The organism is Hydrogenophaga sp. 70-12, from assembly GCF_001897365.1.
Lineage (GTDB): Bacteria > Pseudomonadota > Gammaproteobacteria > Burkholderiales > Burkholderiaceae_C > Hydrogenophaga > Hydrogenophaga borbori.
The window spans coordinates 1-15,667 of record NZ_MKSS01000123.1; the positions used below are offsets into that span (position 1 = coordinate 1).

Here is a 15,667-nt window from a genome sequence, read left to right on the forward strand (position 1 = left end):
AACATGCGCTGGGCCAAGCCGCTCGACACCGACCTGCTGCGCGAGATCGCGCGCACGCACGAGGCCATCGTCACGGTGGAAGAGGGCAGCGTCATGGGCGGCGCCGGCAGCGCCGTGATGGAGGCGCTGCAGGCCGAGGGCCTGGCGCTGCCGGTGCTGGCGCTGGGCCTGCCCGACAGCTTCATCGAACACGGCGATCCGGCCAAGCTGCTGTCCCTGCAGGGCCTGGACGCCGCCGGCATCGAGCGCAGCGTGCGCGAGCGCTTCGGCGCGCTCCTGGACGGTGCGTCGGGCCTGAAGGTCGTGGCCTGACCCAGGCCGGACTCAGCCTGACGCCAGGCTGAACGCTTCCCCCCGGACAAGCCCTCGCTTCGAGGGAAAACCCCCGAGGTGAGCGCGGGGCCGATTTCTAGAATTCCGTGGCCCTCTGGGGCGCCCGCACGCAGTGGCGGGCCGACATAACCACCACGGAGTTGAAACACATGGACCGTCGTTCTCTTATCCGGCATGCCGGAGTCGCCGGCGTGCTCGCCGCCGGCATCGCGCCTGCGGTGCACGCCCAGGCCACCATCCGCTGGCGCCTGACATCCAGCTTTCCCAAGGCACTGGACACCATCCACGGCGCCGCCGACGTCTTCGCCACCAGCATCAAGGCGATGTCGGGCGGCAAGTTCGAGGTCAGCGTGCACGCGCCGGGCGAACTGGTGCCGGCGCTCGGCGTCGTCGACGCGGTGCAGGCCGGCACGGTGGAGATGGGCCACACGGCGCCCTACTACTTCTTCGGCAAGGACCCGACCTTCGCCATGGCCACGGCCATTCCTTTCGGCCTGAACAGCCGCCAGCTCACGGCCTGGATGTACGACGGCAACGGCCTCAAGCTGTTCCGCGAGTTCTACGACCAGTACAACATCGTCAACTTCCCCGGCGGCAACACCGGCGCGCAAATGGGCGGCTGGTACCGCAAGGAAATCAAGACCGCGGCCGACATCAAGGGCCTGAAGATGCGCATTGGCGGCTTCGCCGGCCAGGTGCTCACGCGCATGGGCGGCGTGCCGCAGAACATCCCCGGCGGCGAGATCTACCAGGCGCTGGAGAAGGGCACCATCGACGCCACCGAATGGGTGGGCCCGTACGACGACGAGAAGCTGGGCTTCCAGAAGGTTGCCAAGAACTACTACTACCCGGGCTGGTGGGAAGGTGGCGCGCAGCTCGAGTTCTACGTCAACAAGGCCGCCTACAACGGCCTGTCGGCCGAACACAAGGCCATGGTCGAGAACGCGGCCTCGCACGCCCACACGGTGATGCAGGCCCGCTACGACGCGCGCAACCCCGCGGCCCTCAAGCGCCTGGTGGCCGGCGGTGCGAAGGTGCTGGCCTTTCCCAAGCCGATCATGGACCTGGCCTTCAAGGAGTCCATGGGCCTGTACGAGGAGCTCAACGCCTCCAACCCCCACTGGAAGAAGATCTACGCCGACTATTCGAACTTCCGCCGGGACCAGAACCTGTGGTTCCGCTTCACCGAGGCCCAGTTCGACCGCTACATGCAATCGGCTAAGCTCTGAGCCTCGCCGGCCCCCGGGCCGGCACCCCGCCACGGCGGGGTTTTTTTCTCGGGCCTTCGTGGCCCCTGTCCCGCGGGTGACACGCCCGCGGGGCCCCCGGCCAAGCGGCCACCGCCGCGCGGCCCACGCCCATACCCATGGGGTTCACATGCAAGCCTTACTTTCGATCTCTCGACTCATCGACGCCATCAACGACCGCATCGGCCGCCTGATGATGTGGTTCGTTCTCGCGGCCACGCTCATCAGCGCGGTCAACGCCATCGTCCGCAAGGTGTTCGGCACCAGCTCCAACGCCTGGCTGGAGGTGCAGTGGTACCTGTTCGCCGCGGTGTTCCTGCTGGGCGGCGGCTACGCCTTCCTGCGCAACGCGCACGTGCGCATCGACTTCCTGTCGTCCAAGTTCAGCGCGCGCCAACGCAACTGGGTGGACATCGCCGGCATCGTCATCTTCCTCGCGCCCCTGTGCCTGCTCATGATGTACGAAGGCTGGCCCGTGTTCGCGCGCGCCTGGGCGTCGGGCGAGATGTCGTCCAACGCCGGCGGCCTCATCCGCTGGCCGGTGTACCTGCTGATTCCGCTGGGTTTTGCCATCCTGCTGTTGCAGGGCTGCTCCGAGATCGTCAAGCGCGCGGCGTTTCTGAGCGGCCAAGGCCCCGACGTGCTGGCCCACAAGGAGCCCGAAGAGGCCGATTTCCTGGTGCGAGAAATGTCCGAGGCCGACACCGCCTCCCATAAGAAGGCTTGAGCGAGCGCGCCATGGTCGAATTCCTTACCCACAACTTCGTGCCCTTGCTGTTCGGCGGCCTGCTGGCCTTCCTGCTGTCGGGCTTCCCGGTTGCCTTCGCCCTCGCGGCCACTGGCCTGTTCTTCGGCTACGTCGGCATGGAGATCGGGCTCTTTCCGCCCGGCCTGTTCCAGGCCCTGCCGCTGCGCGTGTTCGGGATCATGCAGAACGAGACGCTGCTGGCCATCCCGTTCTTCACACTCATGGGCATCATCCTGGAGCGCAGCCGCATGGCCGAGGCGCTGCTGTCGACCGTGGCCCAGGTGTTCGGCCCGGTGCGCGGTGGCCTGGCCGTGGCGGTGATTCTCGTGGGCGCGCTGCTCGCGGCCACCACCGGCGTGGTCGCCGCCGCAGTCATCTCCATGGGCCTGATCTCGCTGCCCATCATGCTGCGCTACGGCTACAACCGCACCATCGCCATGGGCACCATCACGGCCTCGGGCACCTTGGCGCAGGCCATCCCGCCCTCGCTGGTGCTGATCGTGCTGGCCGACCAGATGGGCCGCTCGGTGGGCGACATGTACGCCGGCGCGTTGGTCCCGGGTCTGATGCTCGTGGGCCTGTACCTGCTGTTCATCGCCGTGGTGGCCATCGTGCTGCCCAAGTGGGTGCCGGCGCTGCCCAAGGAAGCGCGCATCTACTCGGAGCCCAGCGGCGCCTCGGGCCACCGCTCGCTGCTGGTGCTGCTGGTGATCTGCGCGGTGGCCGGCTGGTTCTGGGCCCGCAACCACGAGGCCATCATCAATCCCCTGATCGGTCGCCAGATGGCGCCCGGTGGCGACGAGGTGGTGATCATGTCCATCAGCGTCGCGTCGGTACTGGCGCTGGTGCTGGCGCTGCTCAACCGCCTGTTCCGCCTGGGCCTGCTCTCGCGCCTGGCCGAGCAGGTGACCTTTGTGCTGATCCCGCCGCTGGTGCTGATCTTCCTCGTGCTGGGCACCATCTTCCTGGGCGTGGCCACGCCCACCGAGGGCGGCGCCATGGGCGCGCTGGGCGCGCTCATCATGGCCGCGGGCCGGCGAACGCTGAGCCTCAAGTTGCTGCGCGAGGCGCTGGAGAGCACCACCAAGCTGTCCATCTTCGTGCTGTTCATCCTGATCGGCTCCACGGTGTTCAGCTTCACCTTCAACGCGGCCGACGGCCACATCTGGGTCGAGCACCTGTTCGACAAGCTGCCCGGCGGGCAGATGGGCTTCCTGATCGTCGTGAACTTCCTGGTGTTCGTGCTGGGCATGTTCATCGACTTCTTCGAGATCGCCTTCATCGTGGTGCCGCTGCTGGTGCCCGTGGCCCAGAGCCTGGACATCAACCTGATCTGGTTCGGCGTGATCCTGGCGATGAACATGCAGACCTCCTTCCTCACGCCGCCCTTCGGCTTCGCGCTGTTCTACCTGCGCAGCGTGGCCGCGCGGCAGGACTACACCGACAAGGTCACCGGCCAGCTGATCCCGGCCGTCACCACGGCGCAGATCTACAAGGGCTCGATCGCCTTCATCGTCCTTCAACTGATCATGGTCGCGGTGGTCATGCTCAACCCGGGCATCGTGGTCGGCAGCCTGGGCGCGCCCGTCAAGGTGGACAACCAGGCCGTGCAGGAGCTGCTGCGCGACATGGCGCCACCGTCCGAGGACAGCGGCTACGGCACGGAGGAAGAGACGCCGTCGGCAGAGCCGTCCGCCGACGGGCTCAAGCCCGAGCCCGAAGAAGCGGCGCCGGCGGAGGTCGACCCGAACAAGGCGCTGGAAGACGCGCTGAAACCCAAAGGCAACTGAGGCCGAGCGCATGCAGATCGACGTCAAGATCCTCGACCCGCGCATGGCGGGCCAGCTGCCGGCCTACGCCACACCGGGCAGCGCCGGGCTGGACCTGCGCGCCTGCCTGGACGCCCCGCTGCACCTGGCGCCCAACGCCTGGCAGCTGGTGCCCACGGGCCTGGCCATCCACCTGGCCGACCCGGGCTACGCGGCGCTGATCCTGCCGCGCTCGGGCCTGGGCCACAAACACGGCATCGTGCTGGGCAACCTGGTCGGCCTGATCGACAGCGACTACCAGGGCCAGCTCATGGTGAGCGCCTGGAACCGCAGCGACGTGGCCTTCACCATCGAGCCCATGGAGCGCCTGGCGCAGATGGTCATCGTGCCCGTGGTGCAGGCGCGCTTCAACGTGGTCGACGACTTCGCGGCCGAGAGCGCGCGCGGGGCGGGCGGCTACGGCTCGACAGGACGAGGCTGAAGAACCTCCGCCGCACCAGCCACGCCACCAAGAAGCGCCGCGGAACCGGCTTTGCCGGGCCGCAGGCGCCGCCCCCTTGAGGGGGCGCGCGAAGCGCGGCGGGGGTGTTTCTTGTCAGTGCAGGGTGGGCGGGACCGGCGGCGACTGCGCCGGGTCCGTCACGTCCAGCTGGGTGCGGAAGAAGCCCGCGCCCAGCGTGCCCTGGCCGATCTCTTCCTCCGTGGCCTCACGCACCGCGTGCAGCTTGAGGTGGATGCGGATGGCGATGCCCGCGAGCGGGTGGTTGCCGTCGAGCACCACGTGGTCGGGGTAGATGTCGCTCACGAAGAAGAGGCGGTCGCGCGGCGCGGCGGGGTTGCAACCGGGCGGCAGGCCCTCGAAGCCCATGCCCTCTTCCAGTTGCTTGGGGAAGCGGTCGCGCGGCTCCAGGAACAGCAGCTGGTCGTCGTAGTCGCCGAAGGCGTCGAGCGGCTCCAGGTGCAGGTCCAGCGTGTCGCCGGCCACGTGGCCCTGCAGGGCCTCTTCGATCTTGCCGAGCAGGTCGTTGCCGCCGACGAGGAATTCGACCGGCTCCTCCAGCACGTCGAGTTCCTCGCCCAGCGTGTCCTTCAGGGTCCAGGAGAGCGCCACGACGCACTGGGGCGTCACGGCCATCGGGGAAGCGGCGTCGGATTTCATCGGACAATTCTCCCATGAGCCCCAACACCGGCCCGAGGCCCGCCCCCCTGTCCGACGAACCGCTGGCCCTGCTCGGCGGCCTGAGCCCCGAGCGCTTCATGCGCCGCCACTGGCAGAAGAAGCCCCTGCTGATCCGCCAGGCCATCCCCGGCTTCCAGCCGCCGCTGGCGCGCACCGCCCTGTTCGAGCTGGCCGGGCGGGAGGGTGTCGAGTCGCGGCTCGTCGAGCACGCCCGCGCCGGCTGGGGCTTGCGCCACGGCCCGTTCGCGCGGCGCGCGCTGCCGCCGCAGAACCGGCCGCGCTGGACGCTGCTGGTGCAGGGCGTGGACCTGCACAGCGACGCCGCGCACGCGCTGCTGCAGCGCTTCCGCTTCGTGCCCGACGCGCGGCTGGACGACCTCATGGTGTCCTGGGCCAGCGAGGGCGGCGGCGTGGGCCCGCATTTCGACAGCTACGACGTCTTCCTCTTGCAGGCCACGGGCCGGCGGCGCTGGCGCATCGGCCGCCAGAAGGACCTGAGCCTGCGGCCCGGCGTGCCGCTCAAGATCCTCCAGCACTTCGAGCCCGAAGAAGAGTTCGTGTTGGAGCCCGGCGACATGCTCTACCTGCCCCCGCGCTGGGCGCACGACGGCGAGGCCGTGGGCGGTGATTGCATGACCTGCTCGATCGGCTTTCGCGCGCCGCAGCGCGGCGGTCTGGCCGGCGAACTGCTGCAGCGCATGGCCGATGCCTTGGAGGACGACACCCTCTACCGCGACCCGGCGCAGGCCGCCACCGCGCAGCCCGCCCGGCTGCCCGAGGGCCTGCAGGCCTTCGCGGCCGACGCGCTGCAGCGCCTGCTGGGCGAGCGCGATGCGCTGGCGCTGGCCCTGGGCGAGGTGATGACCGAGCCCAAGCCCCACACCTGGTTCGACGAGCCCGCCGGCGCCTGGACGCCCGGCGCCTTGCGGCTGGATCGGCGCACGCGCATGATGTACGACGACCGCCACGTGTTCATCAATGGGGAAGGCCTGCGCGCCGGTGGCGCCGACGCGCGCCTCATGCGCCGCCTGGCCGACCAGCGACGCTTGAGCGCGGGCGATACCCGGAGCGCCAGCGCCGAAGCCCTGGCCGTGCTGGCCGACTGGTTCGCGGCCGGCTGGCTGCACCACGAACCCGAGTGAGCGAGGGAGGCCCATGCCCGACACCGAAGCCCGCGACAGCCCCGCGCCCGATCCGGTGGAACTGCCCGAGGGCCGCTTGGTCGGCCGCGTGGCCTTCGCCGACGCGGTGCGCCAGGCCATTGGCGTGGCGGCCTCGCAGGCCTGGCCGATGCTCTGGCTGGTGGACGATGACTTCGCCGACTGGCCGCTCGGGGAGCGCTCGGTCATCGCGGGGCTGAACGCCTGGGCCCAGCGGGGGCGCCGCATGCGCCTGCTGGCGCGCGACTTCAGCGCCTTGCGCACGCTGCACCCGCGCTTCACGGCCTGGCGCACCACCTGGTCCCACCTGATCGAGGCCCACGCCGTGCCCCAGGCCTCGCCGCACGAACTGCCCGGCGTGATCTGGACCGCGGACTGGACGCTGGAACGACTGGACCCGGTGCGCTGCAGCCTGGTGGCCAGCCGCGCGCCCGAGCGCCGCGTGGCGCTGCACGAGCGCCTGGACGAGTGGTGGATGAAGGGGCGGCCAGCCTTCGCGCCGACTACCTTGGGCCTGTAAGGCCGCGCGCGACGCGCGGCGGGGGTGTTTACAGATCCGCGGCGAGCAGCTGAACGATGCGCTGCGCGTTCGCCGACGCGTCGGGCTGGCCCTGCGCGTCGAGCACCGACACCGTGGTCAGCTCGGCCTCGCTCTTGACGACGATGCGGTAGCGCTGCGGCGTGGGCTGCTTGTCGTCGGCGCCGAACATGCGGGCGAAGAAGCCGGGCTTCTCACCCGGCTTGGCCGGTTCCACGTAGCGAACGAAGTAGGTGCCTTCGCTGCGGTTGCGGTCTTCCACCGTGAAGCCGCTGCGGTCCAGCGACAGGCCCACGCGGCGCCAGGCGCGGTCGAAGTTGTCGTCGAATTGCAGCGCGGGCCGGTTGTTCACCGTGGTCACGCGCGCGGCCTGTGACTTCGCGGGCGCGGTGGCGGCCACGGCCTGGGCCTGGGTCTCGCTCACGCCGAGCTTGACCATCAGGCGTCGCAGGAACTCGGCTTCGAGCTCCGGGTCGGCCGGGCGGGGCTGCCACGCGGTCTGGTTCTCGCGCTGGTTGGTGTAGACCTCGACCATGCCGCGGTGGGTGATGTAGATCTCGGTGCCGCCGCTGGCGTTGCGCTCCAGGCGGGTGCGGAACTTGTCGTACTCGCCGGTGGAATAGAGGCTGTCGAACAGGCGGCCGATGGTGCGCCGGATGATGTCCTGCGGCAGCTTGGCGCGGTTCTCGGCCCAGTCGGTTTCCATGATGCCCAGGGTTTCCTGGTCGGTTTCGAGCAGGAAGCCGTTCTCCTGCCAGAAGTCGCGGATGGGCCCCCACAGCTGGCCGGCCGGGCGGTTGACCACCAGCCAGCGCTGCGAACCGGCGCGTTCGATGCGCACGTCGCCCACCTCCACGGTGGCGGTGCCGCTGCCCTGCGCGGCGGCGGCATTGGCCTGGCCGGCCTGGAAGCCGCTGGCCGTGACGGCCGAGCCCGGCACCACGTAGCGCGACTCGCGGCTGAGCTGCGTCAGGTCGGGCGGCACGTCCAGCCGTTTGCCTTCCTGCGCGGTCTTGTAGTCGATCTTGTCCTCTTTGAGGATGGAACAACCCGTGGCGAGCAGCGCGGCGCACGCGATCAGGCCCAGGCGATGGAGTTGGCTCACGGTGCGGACGGCGGACGAAGGCATGGAAGGGCGGGGCATCGGTGGATGGGGGGAATCAGCTCAGCAGGCCGGACTCGCGCAGCGCGGCTTCGACCTGCGGCACGTATTGGCGCGACATGGGCGTGAGCGGCAGGCGCATGGTCTCGCCGCACAGGCCCAGGCGGGCCATGGCCCACTTGAGCGGAATGGGGTTGGATTCGCAGAAGAGCTGCTTGTGCAGGGGCAGCAGGCGCTTCTGGATGGCCATGGCCTGCTTCGCGTCGCCCGCGACGGCGGCCACGCAGAGCTCGTGCATGGCGCGCGGCGCGATGTTGGCGGTGACGCTCACGTTGCCGTGGCCGCCGCAGAGCATGAGGGCGACGGCGGTGGGGTCGTCGCCCGAGTAGATGGCGAAGTTCGCCGGCGCCTCGCGGATGAGCCACTGGGCGCGCTCGATGTTGCCGGTGGCTTCCTTGATGCCGACGATGCCCTTGACCTGGCTCAGGCGCAGCACGGTGTCGAGCTGCATGTCGGCCACGGTGCGGCCGGGCACGTTGTAGAGCACGATGGGCAGGTCGCCCGTGGCCTCGGCGATGGCCTTGAAATGCTGGAACTGGCCTTCCTGCGTGGGCTTGTTGTAGTAAGGCACCACCTGCAGCTGGCAGTCGGCCCCCACGCCGCGCGCGAACTTGGCGAGGTTGATGGCCTCGGCCGTGGAGTTGGCGCCGCAGCCGGCCATGATGGGCACGCGCTTGTTGGCCTGCTCCACCGCGACGCGGATGATTTCGCAGTGCTCTTCCACCGTGACCGTGGGCGATTCGCCCGTGGTGCCGACCACGCCGATGCAGTCGGTGCCTTCGGCGATGTGCCAGTCGACCAGCTTGCGAAGGCCGGGGTAGTCGACGCTGCCGTCGGGGTTGAACGGGGTGGCCAGGGCCACGATGCTGCCGGTGATCATTTGCATGGCGGATCGGTGTGTCAGCGCGGCCGGGCGCGCGCTGGACGCCCTCGAGGGGCGGATAAGCGGAGCATTCTACCCAGCGGCATCCAGGGGGTACCGAGCGGGTGCTGCCTCGCGGGAACGGGTTTCGCGCACCGCCGCCAGGCGCTGCACGAAGCGGTCGGGGGCCGCGCAGAAACCGTCTTCATAGGCCACGATGCGAAGACCGCTGGCGGCCGTGAGCAGTTCCCCGGGGCGCAGCAGGAAGTCGGGCCGCGAGGGCTTGCCGACGCTGGCGTGGTCGATGGCGAAGGTCTCGTAGATCAGCACGCCGCCCTCGGCCACGCTGTCCAGGAGGCGGGGCATCAGCGAGCGCCACAGGTAGTTGGTGACCACCACGCCGGCGAATCGCTGGCCCTCGAAAGGCCAGGGGCCGTTCTCGATGTCGGCCTGCACGGCGCGGCCCAGTCCCTGGATGGCGGCGATGGCCTCGGGGTCCCGGTCCACGCCCGTCACCGGGTGGCCGCGCTGCGCGAACCAGCGCAGGTGGCGTCCGTGGCCACACGCCACGTCCAGCACCGCACCGCCCGCCGGCACCAGGTGGGACCAGCGCCGTACCCAGGCCGATGGCACTGGCGTGCCGTGCATCAGAAGCAGCTCCAGAGCCGGTCGGCGAGGTCCACGAGGAAGTCGGGCCGCTGGTACAGGGCGAACGTGGCCAGCAGGCCCGCGAGCGCCGCGGTCCAGACCAGGCCGCGCTGCCACAGCCGAGCCGCCGCCCGGCCGCCCGAAGGCGGCTCAGCCCCCCCGGGGGGCAGCGACCCGCACAGCGGCGGAGCGTGGGGGTCCATGTTCATGCGCTGGCTCCCACGCGCCGCGGCCCGCGCAGGATCGGCGCCTCGCGCACCGGCAGGTTCACGATGGCCGCGAACACGCCCAGGGCGATGGCGATGTACCAGACGATGTCGTAGCTGCCGGTCCGGTCGTAGAGGTAGCCGCCCAGCCACACGCCCAGGAAGCTGCCGATCTGGTGGCTGAAGAAGACGAAGCCGCCCAGCATGGACAGGTGGGCCACGCCGAAGATCTGCGCCACGGTGGCGTTGGTGGGCGGGATGGTGGACAGCCACAGCAGGCCCATCACCGAGGAGAACACGTACACGCTCAGGGGCGTGAGCGGCGCCCACAGGAAGCCGGCGATGGCGAGCGCGCGCGCCAGGTAAATGAAGGCCAGGATGTGGCGCTTGGCGATGCGCTGGCCCAGCGCGCCAGCGGCGTAGGTGCCGATGACGTTGAACAGGCCGATGAGCGCGAGCGCGTAGCTGGCCACCTGGGGCGACAGCCCGTTGTCCTTGAGGTAGCTGGGCATGTGCACGCCGATGAACACCACCTGGAAGCCGCAGACGAAATAGCCCGCCATCAGCAGCTGGAAGCTGCGGTACTGGAAGGCCTCGCGCAGGGCCTGGGCGATGGTCTGCTCGCGCCTGGCCGGCGCGCTGCCCGCGAAACCGGGCTCGCGCAGGCCCATGGCCAGCGGCGCGATCAGCAGCACCGCCACCGCCAGCACCAGCAGCGCGTTCTGCCAGCCCAGCCCCGCGATCAGCCAGCCTTCCACCGGCACCATGAGGAACTGGCCGAAGGAGCCGGCGGCCGCGGCCACACCCATGGCCCAGGAGCGGCGCTCGGCCGCGATCTGGCGGCCGATCACGCCGTAGATGACGGCGTAGGTGGTGCCGGCCTGGGCCGCGCCGATCAGCACCCCCGTGGTGAGCGCGAACGACAGGGTGGACGTGGACAGCGCCATGCCCGCCAGGCCCAGGGCATACAGGCCGGCGCACACCAGCAGCACGCGGAAGGCGCCGAAGCGGTCGGCCGCCATGCCGGCGAAGATGCCGAACACCCCCCAGGCCAGGTTCTGCACCGCCAGCGCGAAGGCGAAGGTCTCGCGCGTCCAGCCCTGGGCCTGGGTGATGGGCTGCAGCCACAGGCCGAAGCCGTGACGGATGCCCATGGACAAGGTGACGATCAGGGCCCCGCAGAGCAGGACCTGGGTGGCGGAGAGGCGCGGCGCGCCCGGGGTGGCGGTGGTCATCGGCGGATTGTGCCCAAGGGCCATTCGCCCCGGGCGTCGCGGGGGAGGCAGGGGCGATTGAAATTTCTGCGCGTTTTTGTTGCGCGCAGGGCATCGCCGGCCCGCGCCGACAGAAGGGCTGGGAATCCATCCAGTGGTTTTCGCCGTCCGCCCCTACAATCCGCGCCCATGGCAAGCACCCCCTCCACCTATTCGGAAGGCTCCATCCGCGTCCTCAAGGGGCTGGAGCCGGTCAAGCAGCGGCCGGGCATGTACACCCGCACCGACAACCCGCTGCACATCATTCAGGAAGTGCTGGACAACGCGGCCGACGAGGCGCTGGCGGGGTTCGGCAAGAAGATCAAGGTCACGCTGCACGCCGACGGTTCGGTTGGCGTGGAAGACGAGGGCCGGGGCATTCCCTTCGGCCTGCACCCCGAGGAACAGGCCCCGGTGGTCGAGCTGGTGTTCACCCGCCTGCACGCGGGCGGCAAGTTCGACAAGGGCAAGGGCGGCGCCTACAGCTTTTCGGGCGGCCTGCACGGCGTGGGCGTGAGCGTGACCAACGCGCTGTCCAAACGGCTGGAGGTCACCAGCTTTCGCGACGGCCAGGTGGCGCGCCTGGCCTTCTCCGGCGGCGACGTGATCGAGCCGCTGGCCGTGGCGCCGCGCGGCGAGGGCGACCGCAAGCAGGGCACCTCGGTGCGCGCCTGGCCCGATGCGAAGTACTTCGAATCGGCCACGCTGCCCATGAACGAGCTGGTGCACCTGCTGCGCAGCAAGGCCGTGCTCATGCCCGGCGTGACCATGCAGCTGGTGGTCGAGAAGACGAAGGAGACGCAGACCTGGCAGTACAAGGGCGGCCTGCGCGACTACCTGCAGCAGACGCTCACCGCCGATCCGGTGATCCCCATGTTCGAAGGCGAGGGCTTCGCCGAGGCCGGCCACGACAGCTTCGCCGAGGGCGAGGGCGCCGCCTGGTGCGTGGCCTTCACCGAGGACGGCGCGCCCGTGCGCGAGAGCTACGTCAACCTCATCCCCACCAGCGCCGGCGGCACGCACGACAGCGGCCTGCGCGACGGCCTGTTCCAGGCGGTCAAGAGCTTCATCGAGCTGCACGCCCTGCTGCCCAAGGGCGTGAAGCTGCTGCCCGAGGACGTGTTCGCGCGCGCCAGCTACGTGCTCTCGGCCAAGGTGCTCGACCCGCAGTTCCAGGGCCAGATCAAGGAGCGCCTGAACTCGCGCGACGCGGTGCGCCTGGTGTCCAGCTTCGTGCGGCCGGCGCTGGAGCTCTGGCTCAACCAGCACGTGGAACACGGCAAGAAGCTGGCCGAACTGGCCATCAAGGCGGCGCAGACGCGCCAGCGCGCGGGCCAGAAGGTGGAGAAGCGCAAGGGCAGCGGCGTGGCCGTGCTGCCCGGCAAGCTCACCGACTGCGAAAGCCGCGACCTCAGCCACAACGAAATCTTCCTGGTCGAGGGCGACTCGGCCGGCGGCAGCGCCAAGATGGGCCGCGACAAGGAATGCCAGGCCATCCTGCCGCTGCGCGGCAAGGTGCTCAACACCTGGGAGGTGGAGCGCGACCGCCTGTTCGCCAACAACGAGATCCACGACATCGCGGTCGCCATCGGCGTCGACCCGCACGGCCCCAACGACTCGCCCGACCTGAGCGGCCTGCGCTACGGCAAGGTCTGCATCCTGTCCGACGCCGACGTCGACGGCTCGCACATCCAGGTGCTGCTGCTGACGCTGTTCTTCCGCCATTTCCCCAAGCTGATCGAATCGGGCAACGTCTACGTGGCGCGCCCGCCGCTGTTCCGCGTGGACATTCCCGCACGCGGCAAGAAGCCCGCGGCCAAGGTGTACGCGCTGGACGATGGCGAGCTGCACGCCGCGCTCGACAAGGCCGCCAAGGAAGGCGTGCCGGCCGAGAAGTGCCAGGTCAGCCGCTTCAAGGGCCTGGGCGAGATGAGCGCCGAGCAGCTCTGGGACACCACGCTCAACCCCGACACCCGCCGCCTGCTGCCCGTCACCCTGGGCGCGCACGACTTCGCCACCACCGAGGCGCGCATCACCCAGCTGATGGGCAAGGGCGAAGCCGCGGCGCGGCGCGAACTCATGGAACTTCACGGTGACGCCGTGGAGGTGGATATCTGATGTCTGATGTGAACACCCCCGAACTGCCGCTGGCGCCCGCGGCCGAACCCGACGACAGCCTGGCGGCCTACGCCCAGCGCGCCTACCTCGAGTACGCGCTGTCCGTCGTCAAGGGCCGCGCGCTGCCCGACGTGTGCGACGGCCAGAAGCCGGTGCAGCGGCGCATCCTCTACAGCATGGAGCGCATGGGCCTGGGCTACAGCGGCAACGCGGCCGCGCGCCCGGTCAAGAGCGCGCGCGTGGTCGGCGACGTGCTCGGCCGCTTCCACCCGCACGGCGACCAGGCCGCCTACGACGCCCTGGTGCGCATGGCGCAGGACTTCGCGCAGCGCTACCCCCTCATCGATGGCCAGGGCAACTTCGGCTCGCGCGACGGCGACGGCGCCGCGGCCATGCGCTACACCGAGGCCCGCCTGGCCAAGATCAGCGGCCTGCTGCTCGACGAGATCGACGAGGGCACGGTGGACTTCGTGCCCAACTACGACGGCTCCACCACCGAGCCGCGGCAGCTGCCCGCGCGTCTGCCCTTCAACCTGCTCAACGGCGCCAGCGGCATCGCCGTGGGCCTGGCCACCGAGGTGCCCAGCCACAACCTGCGCGAGGTCGCCGAGGCCTGCGTGGCGCTGATCAAGAGTCCCAGGCTCAGCGACGAAGAGCTGTTCGCCCTGGTGCCCGGCCCCGACTACCCGGGCGGCGGCCAGATCATCAGCCCGGCCGGCGACATCGCCGACGCCTACCGCAGCGGCCGCGGCAGCCTCAAGGTGCGCGCGCGCTGGAAGATCGAGGACCTGGCGCGCGGCCAGTGGCAGATGGTGGTGACCGAGCTGCCGCCGGGCACCAGCACGCAGAAGGTGCTGGAAGAGATCGAAGAGCTCACCAACCCCAAGCTCAAGACCGGCAAGAAGGCGATCACGCAGGAGCAGAACCAGCTCAAGGCCAGCATCCTCGCGGTGCTCGACGGCGTGCGCGACGAGTCCAGCAAGGACGCGCCGGTGCGCCTGGTGTTCGAGCCCAAGAGCAGCCGCATCGAGCAGCAGGAGCTCATCACGCAACTGCTGGCGCACACCAGCCTGGAAACCTCGGCGCCGATCAACCTCACGGTGATCGGGCTCGACGGCCGGCCGGTGCAAAAATCGCTGCGGCAGATGCTGGTGGAGTGGATCGAATTCCGCCAGGCCACCATCACGCGCCGCTCCCAGCACCGCCTCGACAAGGTGCTGGACCGCATCCACATCCTCGAAGGCCGGCAGCTCGTGCTGCTCAACATCGACGAGGTGATCCGCATCATCCGCCACAGCGACGAGCCCAAGGCCGCGCTGATCGAGGCCTTCCGGCTCAGCGACCGCCAGGCCGAGGACATCCTCGAAATCCGCCTGCGCCAGCTCGCGCGGCTGGAGGCGATCAAGATCGAGCAGGAACTCAAGAACCTGCGCGAGGAACAGGCCAAGCTGGAGGACATCCTCGCCAACCCCGCGAGCCTCAAGCGCCTGATGGTCAGGGAGATCGAGGCCGACACCAAGGCCTTCGCCGACGAGCGCCGCACGCTGATCCAGGCCGAGAAGAAGGCCGTGGCCGAGATCAAGGTGGTGGACGAGCCGGTCACCGTGGTGGTGTCCAGCAAGGGCTGGGTGCGCGCGCGCACCGGCCACGGCCACGAGGCCTCGGCCTTCGCCTTCAAGGCCGGCGACGGCCTGTACGGCACCTTCGAATGCCGCACGGTGGACGTGCTCATCGTGGTCGGCAGCAACGGCCGCGTCTATTCGGTGCCCGTGGCCAGCCTGCCCGGCGCGCGCGGCGACGGCCAGCCCGTCACCACGCTGATCGACCTGGAAAGCGGCACCCAGCCGCTGCACTACTTCGCGGGACCGGCGAACGCGGCGCTGCTGCTGTCCAGCAGCGGCGGCTACGGCTTCATCGCCACGGTGGAGTCCATGGTGTCGCGCCAGCGCGGCGGCAAGACCTTCATCAGCCTGGGCGAGGGCGAGACGCCCTGCGCGCCCTCGCACGCGGCCTTCTCCTCGGGCGGTCAGCCGCTGGTGCCGGCCACGCACGTGTGCTGCGCCTCCACGGGCGGGCGCATCCTCACCTTCGAGATCACCGAACTCAAGCAGATGGACAAGGGCGGCCGCGGCCTCATGCTGATCGACCTGGAGCCCAAGGACACCTTGGCCGGCGCCGCCGCCTACATCCGCAGCGTGAAGATCGAAGGCGTTGGCCGCGGCGGCAAGGAGCGCGAGGAAACGCTGGAGATCCGCAGCCTGAACAACGCCCGCGCCGCGCGCGGCCGCAAGGGCAAGGCGGCGGACCTGGGCTTCAAACCTTCGCGGGTCACGCGGGTCGAGTAAGCCGCGCGGCCACACCGGTTCCTTCCGTTGCCGATGGCCAAGCCCCTGACCCTCGACGCGCTGCGCCGCCACGCGATCGCGCGCAGCCTGTTCAGGCC

The 15,667-nt window shown here is 69.9% G+C and carries 15 protein-coding genes; 9 read left to right on the plus strand and 6 right to left on the minus strand.

Annotated elements, in window-relative coordinates; all coding sequences use genetic code 11:
- The 5 genes from BGO22_RS07770 to dut all read left to right on the plus strand — a co-directional run.
- A partial coding sequence (locus BGO22_RS07770; RefSeq protein WP_286849912.1) for a transketolase C-terminal domain-containing protein occupies nucleotides 1-312 on the plus strand: 312 nt, incomplete at its 5' end.
- Between the two features lie 170 nt (nucleotides 313-482).
- Nucleotides 483-1,562 carry a TRAP transporter substrate-binding protein gene (locus BGO22_RS07775; protein WP_070398793.1) on the plus strand — a complete coding sequence of 360 codons (1,080 nt, stop codon included), beginning with the start codon at nucleotides 483-485 and terminating at the stop codon, nucleotides 1,560-1,562.
- A 148-nt stretch (nucleotides 1,563-1,710) separates the two neighbouring features.
- A complete protein-coding gene (locus BGO22_RS07780; protein WP_070398792.1) occupies nucleotides 1,711-2,307 on the plus strand; it encodes a TRAP transporter small permease subunit in 597 nt (198 codons plus the stop codon).
- Between the two features lie 11 nt (nucleotides 2,308-2,318).
- Complete coding sequence (locus tag BGO22_RS07785; protein ID WP_070399200.1) at nucleotides 2,319-4,118, plus strand: TRAP transporter large permease; 1,800 nt, start codon at nucleotides 2,319-2,321, stop codon at nucleotides 4,116-4,118.
- Between the two features lie 10 nt (nucleotides 4,119-4,128).
- A complete protein-coding gene (gene dut / locus BGO22_RS07790) occupies nucleotides 4,129-4,578 on the plus strand; it encodes a dUTP diphosphatase (protein ID WP_070398791.1) in 450 nt (149 codons plus the stop codon).
- Between the two features lie 114 nt (nucleotides 4,579-4,692).
- Here the strand turns inward: dut and BGO22_RS07795 are convergent, their stop codons facing one another.
- The gene (locus BGO22_RS07795; protein WP_070398790.1) at nucleotides 4,693-5,232 is read right to left on the minus strand and encodes an FKBP-type peptidyl-prolyl cis-trans isomerase; all 540 of its coding nucleotides are present in this window, start codon (nucleotides 5,230-5,232) and stop codon (nucleotides 4,693-4,695) included.
- A gap of 38 nt (nucleotides 5,233-5,270) precedes the next feature.
- Here BGO22_RS07795 and BGO22_RS07800 point away from each other — a divergent pair, with 38 nt between their 5' ends.
- On the plus strand, nucleotides 5,271-6,419 hold the full coding sequence (locus BGO22_RS07800) for a JmjC domain-containing protein (RefSeq protein WP_286849916.1): 1,149 nt from the start codon (nucleotides 5,271-5,273) through the stop codon (nucleotides 6,417-6,419).
- 13 nt (nucleotides 6,420-6,432) lie between these two features.
- A complete protein-coding gene (locus BGO22_RS07805; protein ID WP_070398788.1) occupies nucleotides 6,433-6,957 on the plus strand; it encodes a hypothetical protein in 525 nt (174 codons plus the stop codon).
- Between the two features lie 28 nt (nucleotides 6,958-6,985).
- On the opposite strand, the gene bamC is transcribed toward BGO22_RS07805, so the two are convergent.
- The 5 genes from bamC to BGO22_RS07830 all read right to left on the minus strand — a co-directional run bounded on the left by bamC (nucleotide 6,986) and on the right by BGO22_RS07830 (nucleotide 11,088).
- The gene (gene bamC, locus BGO22_RS07810) at nucleotides 6,986-8,080 is read right to left on the minus strand and encodes an NlpB/DapX family lipoprotein (RefSeq protein WP_175442827.1); all 1,095 of its coding nucleotides are present in this window, start codon (nucleotides 8,078-8,080) and stop codon (nucleotides 6,986-6,988) included.
- A gap of 55 nt (nucleotides 8,081-8,135) precedes the next feature.
- Nucleotides 8,136-9,023, minus strand: a complete 888-nt coding sequence (gene dapA, locus BGO22_RS07815; RefSeq protein WP_070398786.1) for a 4-hydroxy-tetrahydrodipicolinate synthase — start codon at nucleotides 9,021-9,023, stop codon at nucleotides 8,136-8,138.
- Between the two features lie 69 nt (nucleotides 9,024-9,092).
- Nucleotides 9,093-9,647, minus strand: a complete 555-nt coding sequence (locus tag BGO22_RS07820) for a class I SAM-dependent methyltransferase (protein ID WP_070398785.1) — start codon at nucleotides 9,645-9,647, stop codon at nucleotides 9,093-9,095.
- Nucleotides 9,647-9,856 (minus strand): hypothetical protein, encoded by a 210-nt coding sequence (locus BGO22_RS07825; RefSeq protein ID WP_139147021.1) that lies wholly within the window; start codon nucleotides 9,854-9,856, stop codon nucleotides 9,647-9,649. Before BGO22_RS07825 ends, BGO22_RS07820 begins: the two co-directional genes overlap by 1 nt.
- Entirely contained in the window at nucleotides 9,853-11,088 is a 1,236-nt protein-coding gene (locus BGO22_RS07830) for an MFS transporter (RefSeq protein WP_070398783.1), read from the minus strand. Before BGO22_RS07830 ends, BGO22_RS07825 begins: the two co-directional genes overlap by 4 nt.
- Before the next feature lie 168 nt (nucleotides 11,089-11,256).
- On the opposite strand from BGO22_RS07830, the gene BGO22_RS07835 reads away from it, so the two are divergent.
- Together BGO22_RS07835 and parC are read left to right on the plus strand one after the other, a co-directional pair.
- Entirely contained in the window at nucleotides 11,257-13,224 is a 1,968-nt protein-coding gene (locus BGO22_RS07835; protein WP_070398782.1) for a DNA topoisomerase IV subunit B, read from the plus strand.
- Complete coding sequence (gene parC / locus BGO22_RS07840; RefSeq protein ID WP_286849924.1) at nucleotides 13,224-15,569, plus strand: DNA topoisomerase IV subunit A; 2,346 nt, start codon at nucleotides 13,224-13,226, stop codon at nucleotides 15,567-15,569. The genes BGO22_RS07835 and parC overlap by 1 nt, the downstream gene beginning before the upstream one ends.
- Nucleotides 15,570-15,667: the final 98 nt, after the last annotated feature.

Excerpts from the sequence above, each read along its gene's own strand:
- BGO22_RS07775 (WP_070398793.1), top strand. The coding sequence starts at position 483 with ATGGACCGTCGTTCTCTTATCCGGCATGCCGGAGTCGCCGGCGTGCTC.
- BGO22_RS07780 (WP_070398792.1), top strand. The coding sequence starts at position 1,711 with ATGCAAGCCTTACTTTCGATCTCTCGACTCATCGACGCCATCAACGAC.
- BGO22_RS07785 (WP_070399200.1), top strand. The coding sequence starts at position 2,319 with ATGGTCGAATTCCTTACCCACAACTTCGTGCCCTTGCTGTTCGGCGGC.
- dut (WP_070398791.1), top strand. The coding sequence starts at position 4,129 with ATGCAGATCGACGTCAAGATCCTCGACCCGCGCATGGCGGGCCAGCTG.
- BGO22_RS07795 (WP_070398790.1), bottom strand. The coding sequence starts at position 5,232 with ATGGCCGTGACGCCCCAGTGCGTCGTGGCGCTCTCCTGGACCCTGAAG.
- BGO22_RS07800 (WP_286849916.1), top strand. The coding sequence starts at position 5,271 with ATGAGCCCCAACACCGGCCCGAGGCCCGCCCCCCTGTCCGACGAACCG.
- BGO22_RS07805 (WP_070398788.1), top strand. The coding sequence starts at position 6,433 with ATGCCCGACACCGAAGCCCGCGACAGCCCCGCGCCCGATCCGGTGGAA.
- dapA (WP_070398786.1), bottom strand. The coding sequence starts at position 9,023 with ATGCAAATGATCACCGGCAGCATCGTGGCCCTGGCCACCCCGTTCAAC.
- BGO22_RS07820 (WP_070398785.1), bottom strand. The coding sequence starts at position 9,647 with ATGCACGGCACGCCAGTGCCATCGGCCTGGGTACGGCGCTGGTCCCAC.
- BGO22_RS07825 (WP_139147021.1), bottom strand. The coding sequence starts at position 9,856 with ATGAACATGGACCCCCACGCTCCGCCGCTGTGCGGGTCGCTGCCCCCC.
- BGO22_RS07830 (WP_070398783.1), bottom strand. The coding sequence starts at position 11,088 with ATGACCACCGCCACCCCGGGCGCGCCGCGCCTCTCCGCCACCCAGGTC.
- BGO22_RS07835 (WP_070398782.1), top strand. The coding sequence starts at position 11,257 with ATGGCAAGCACCCCCTCCACCTATTCGGAAGGCTCCATCCGCGTCCTC.
- parC (WP_286849924.1), top strand. The coding sequence starts at position 13,224 with ATGTCTGATGTGAACACCCCCGAACTGCCGCTGGCGCCCGCGGCCGAA.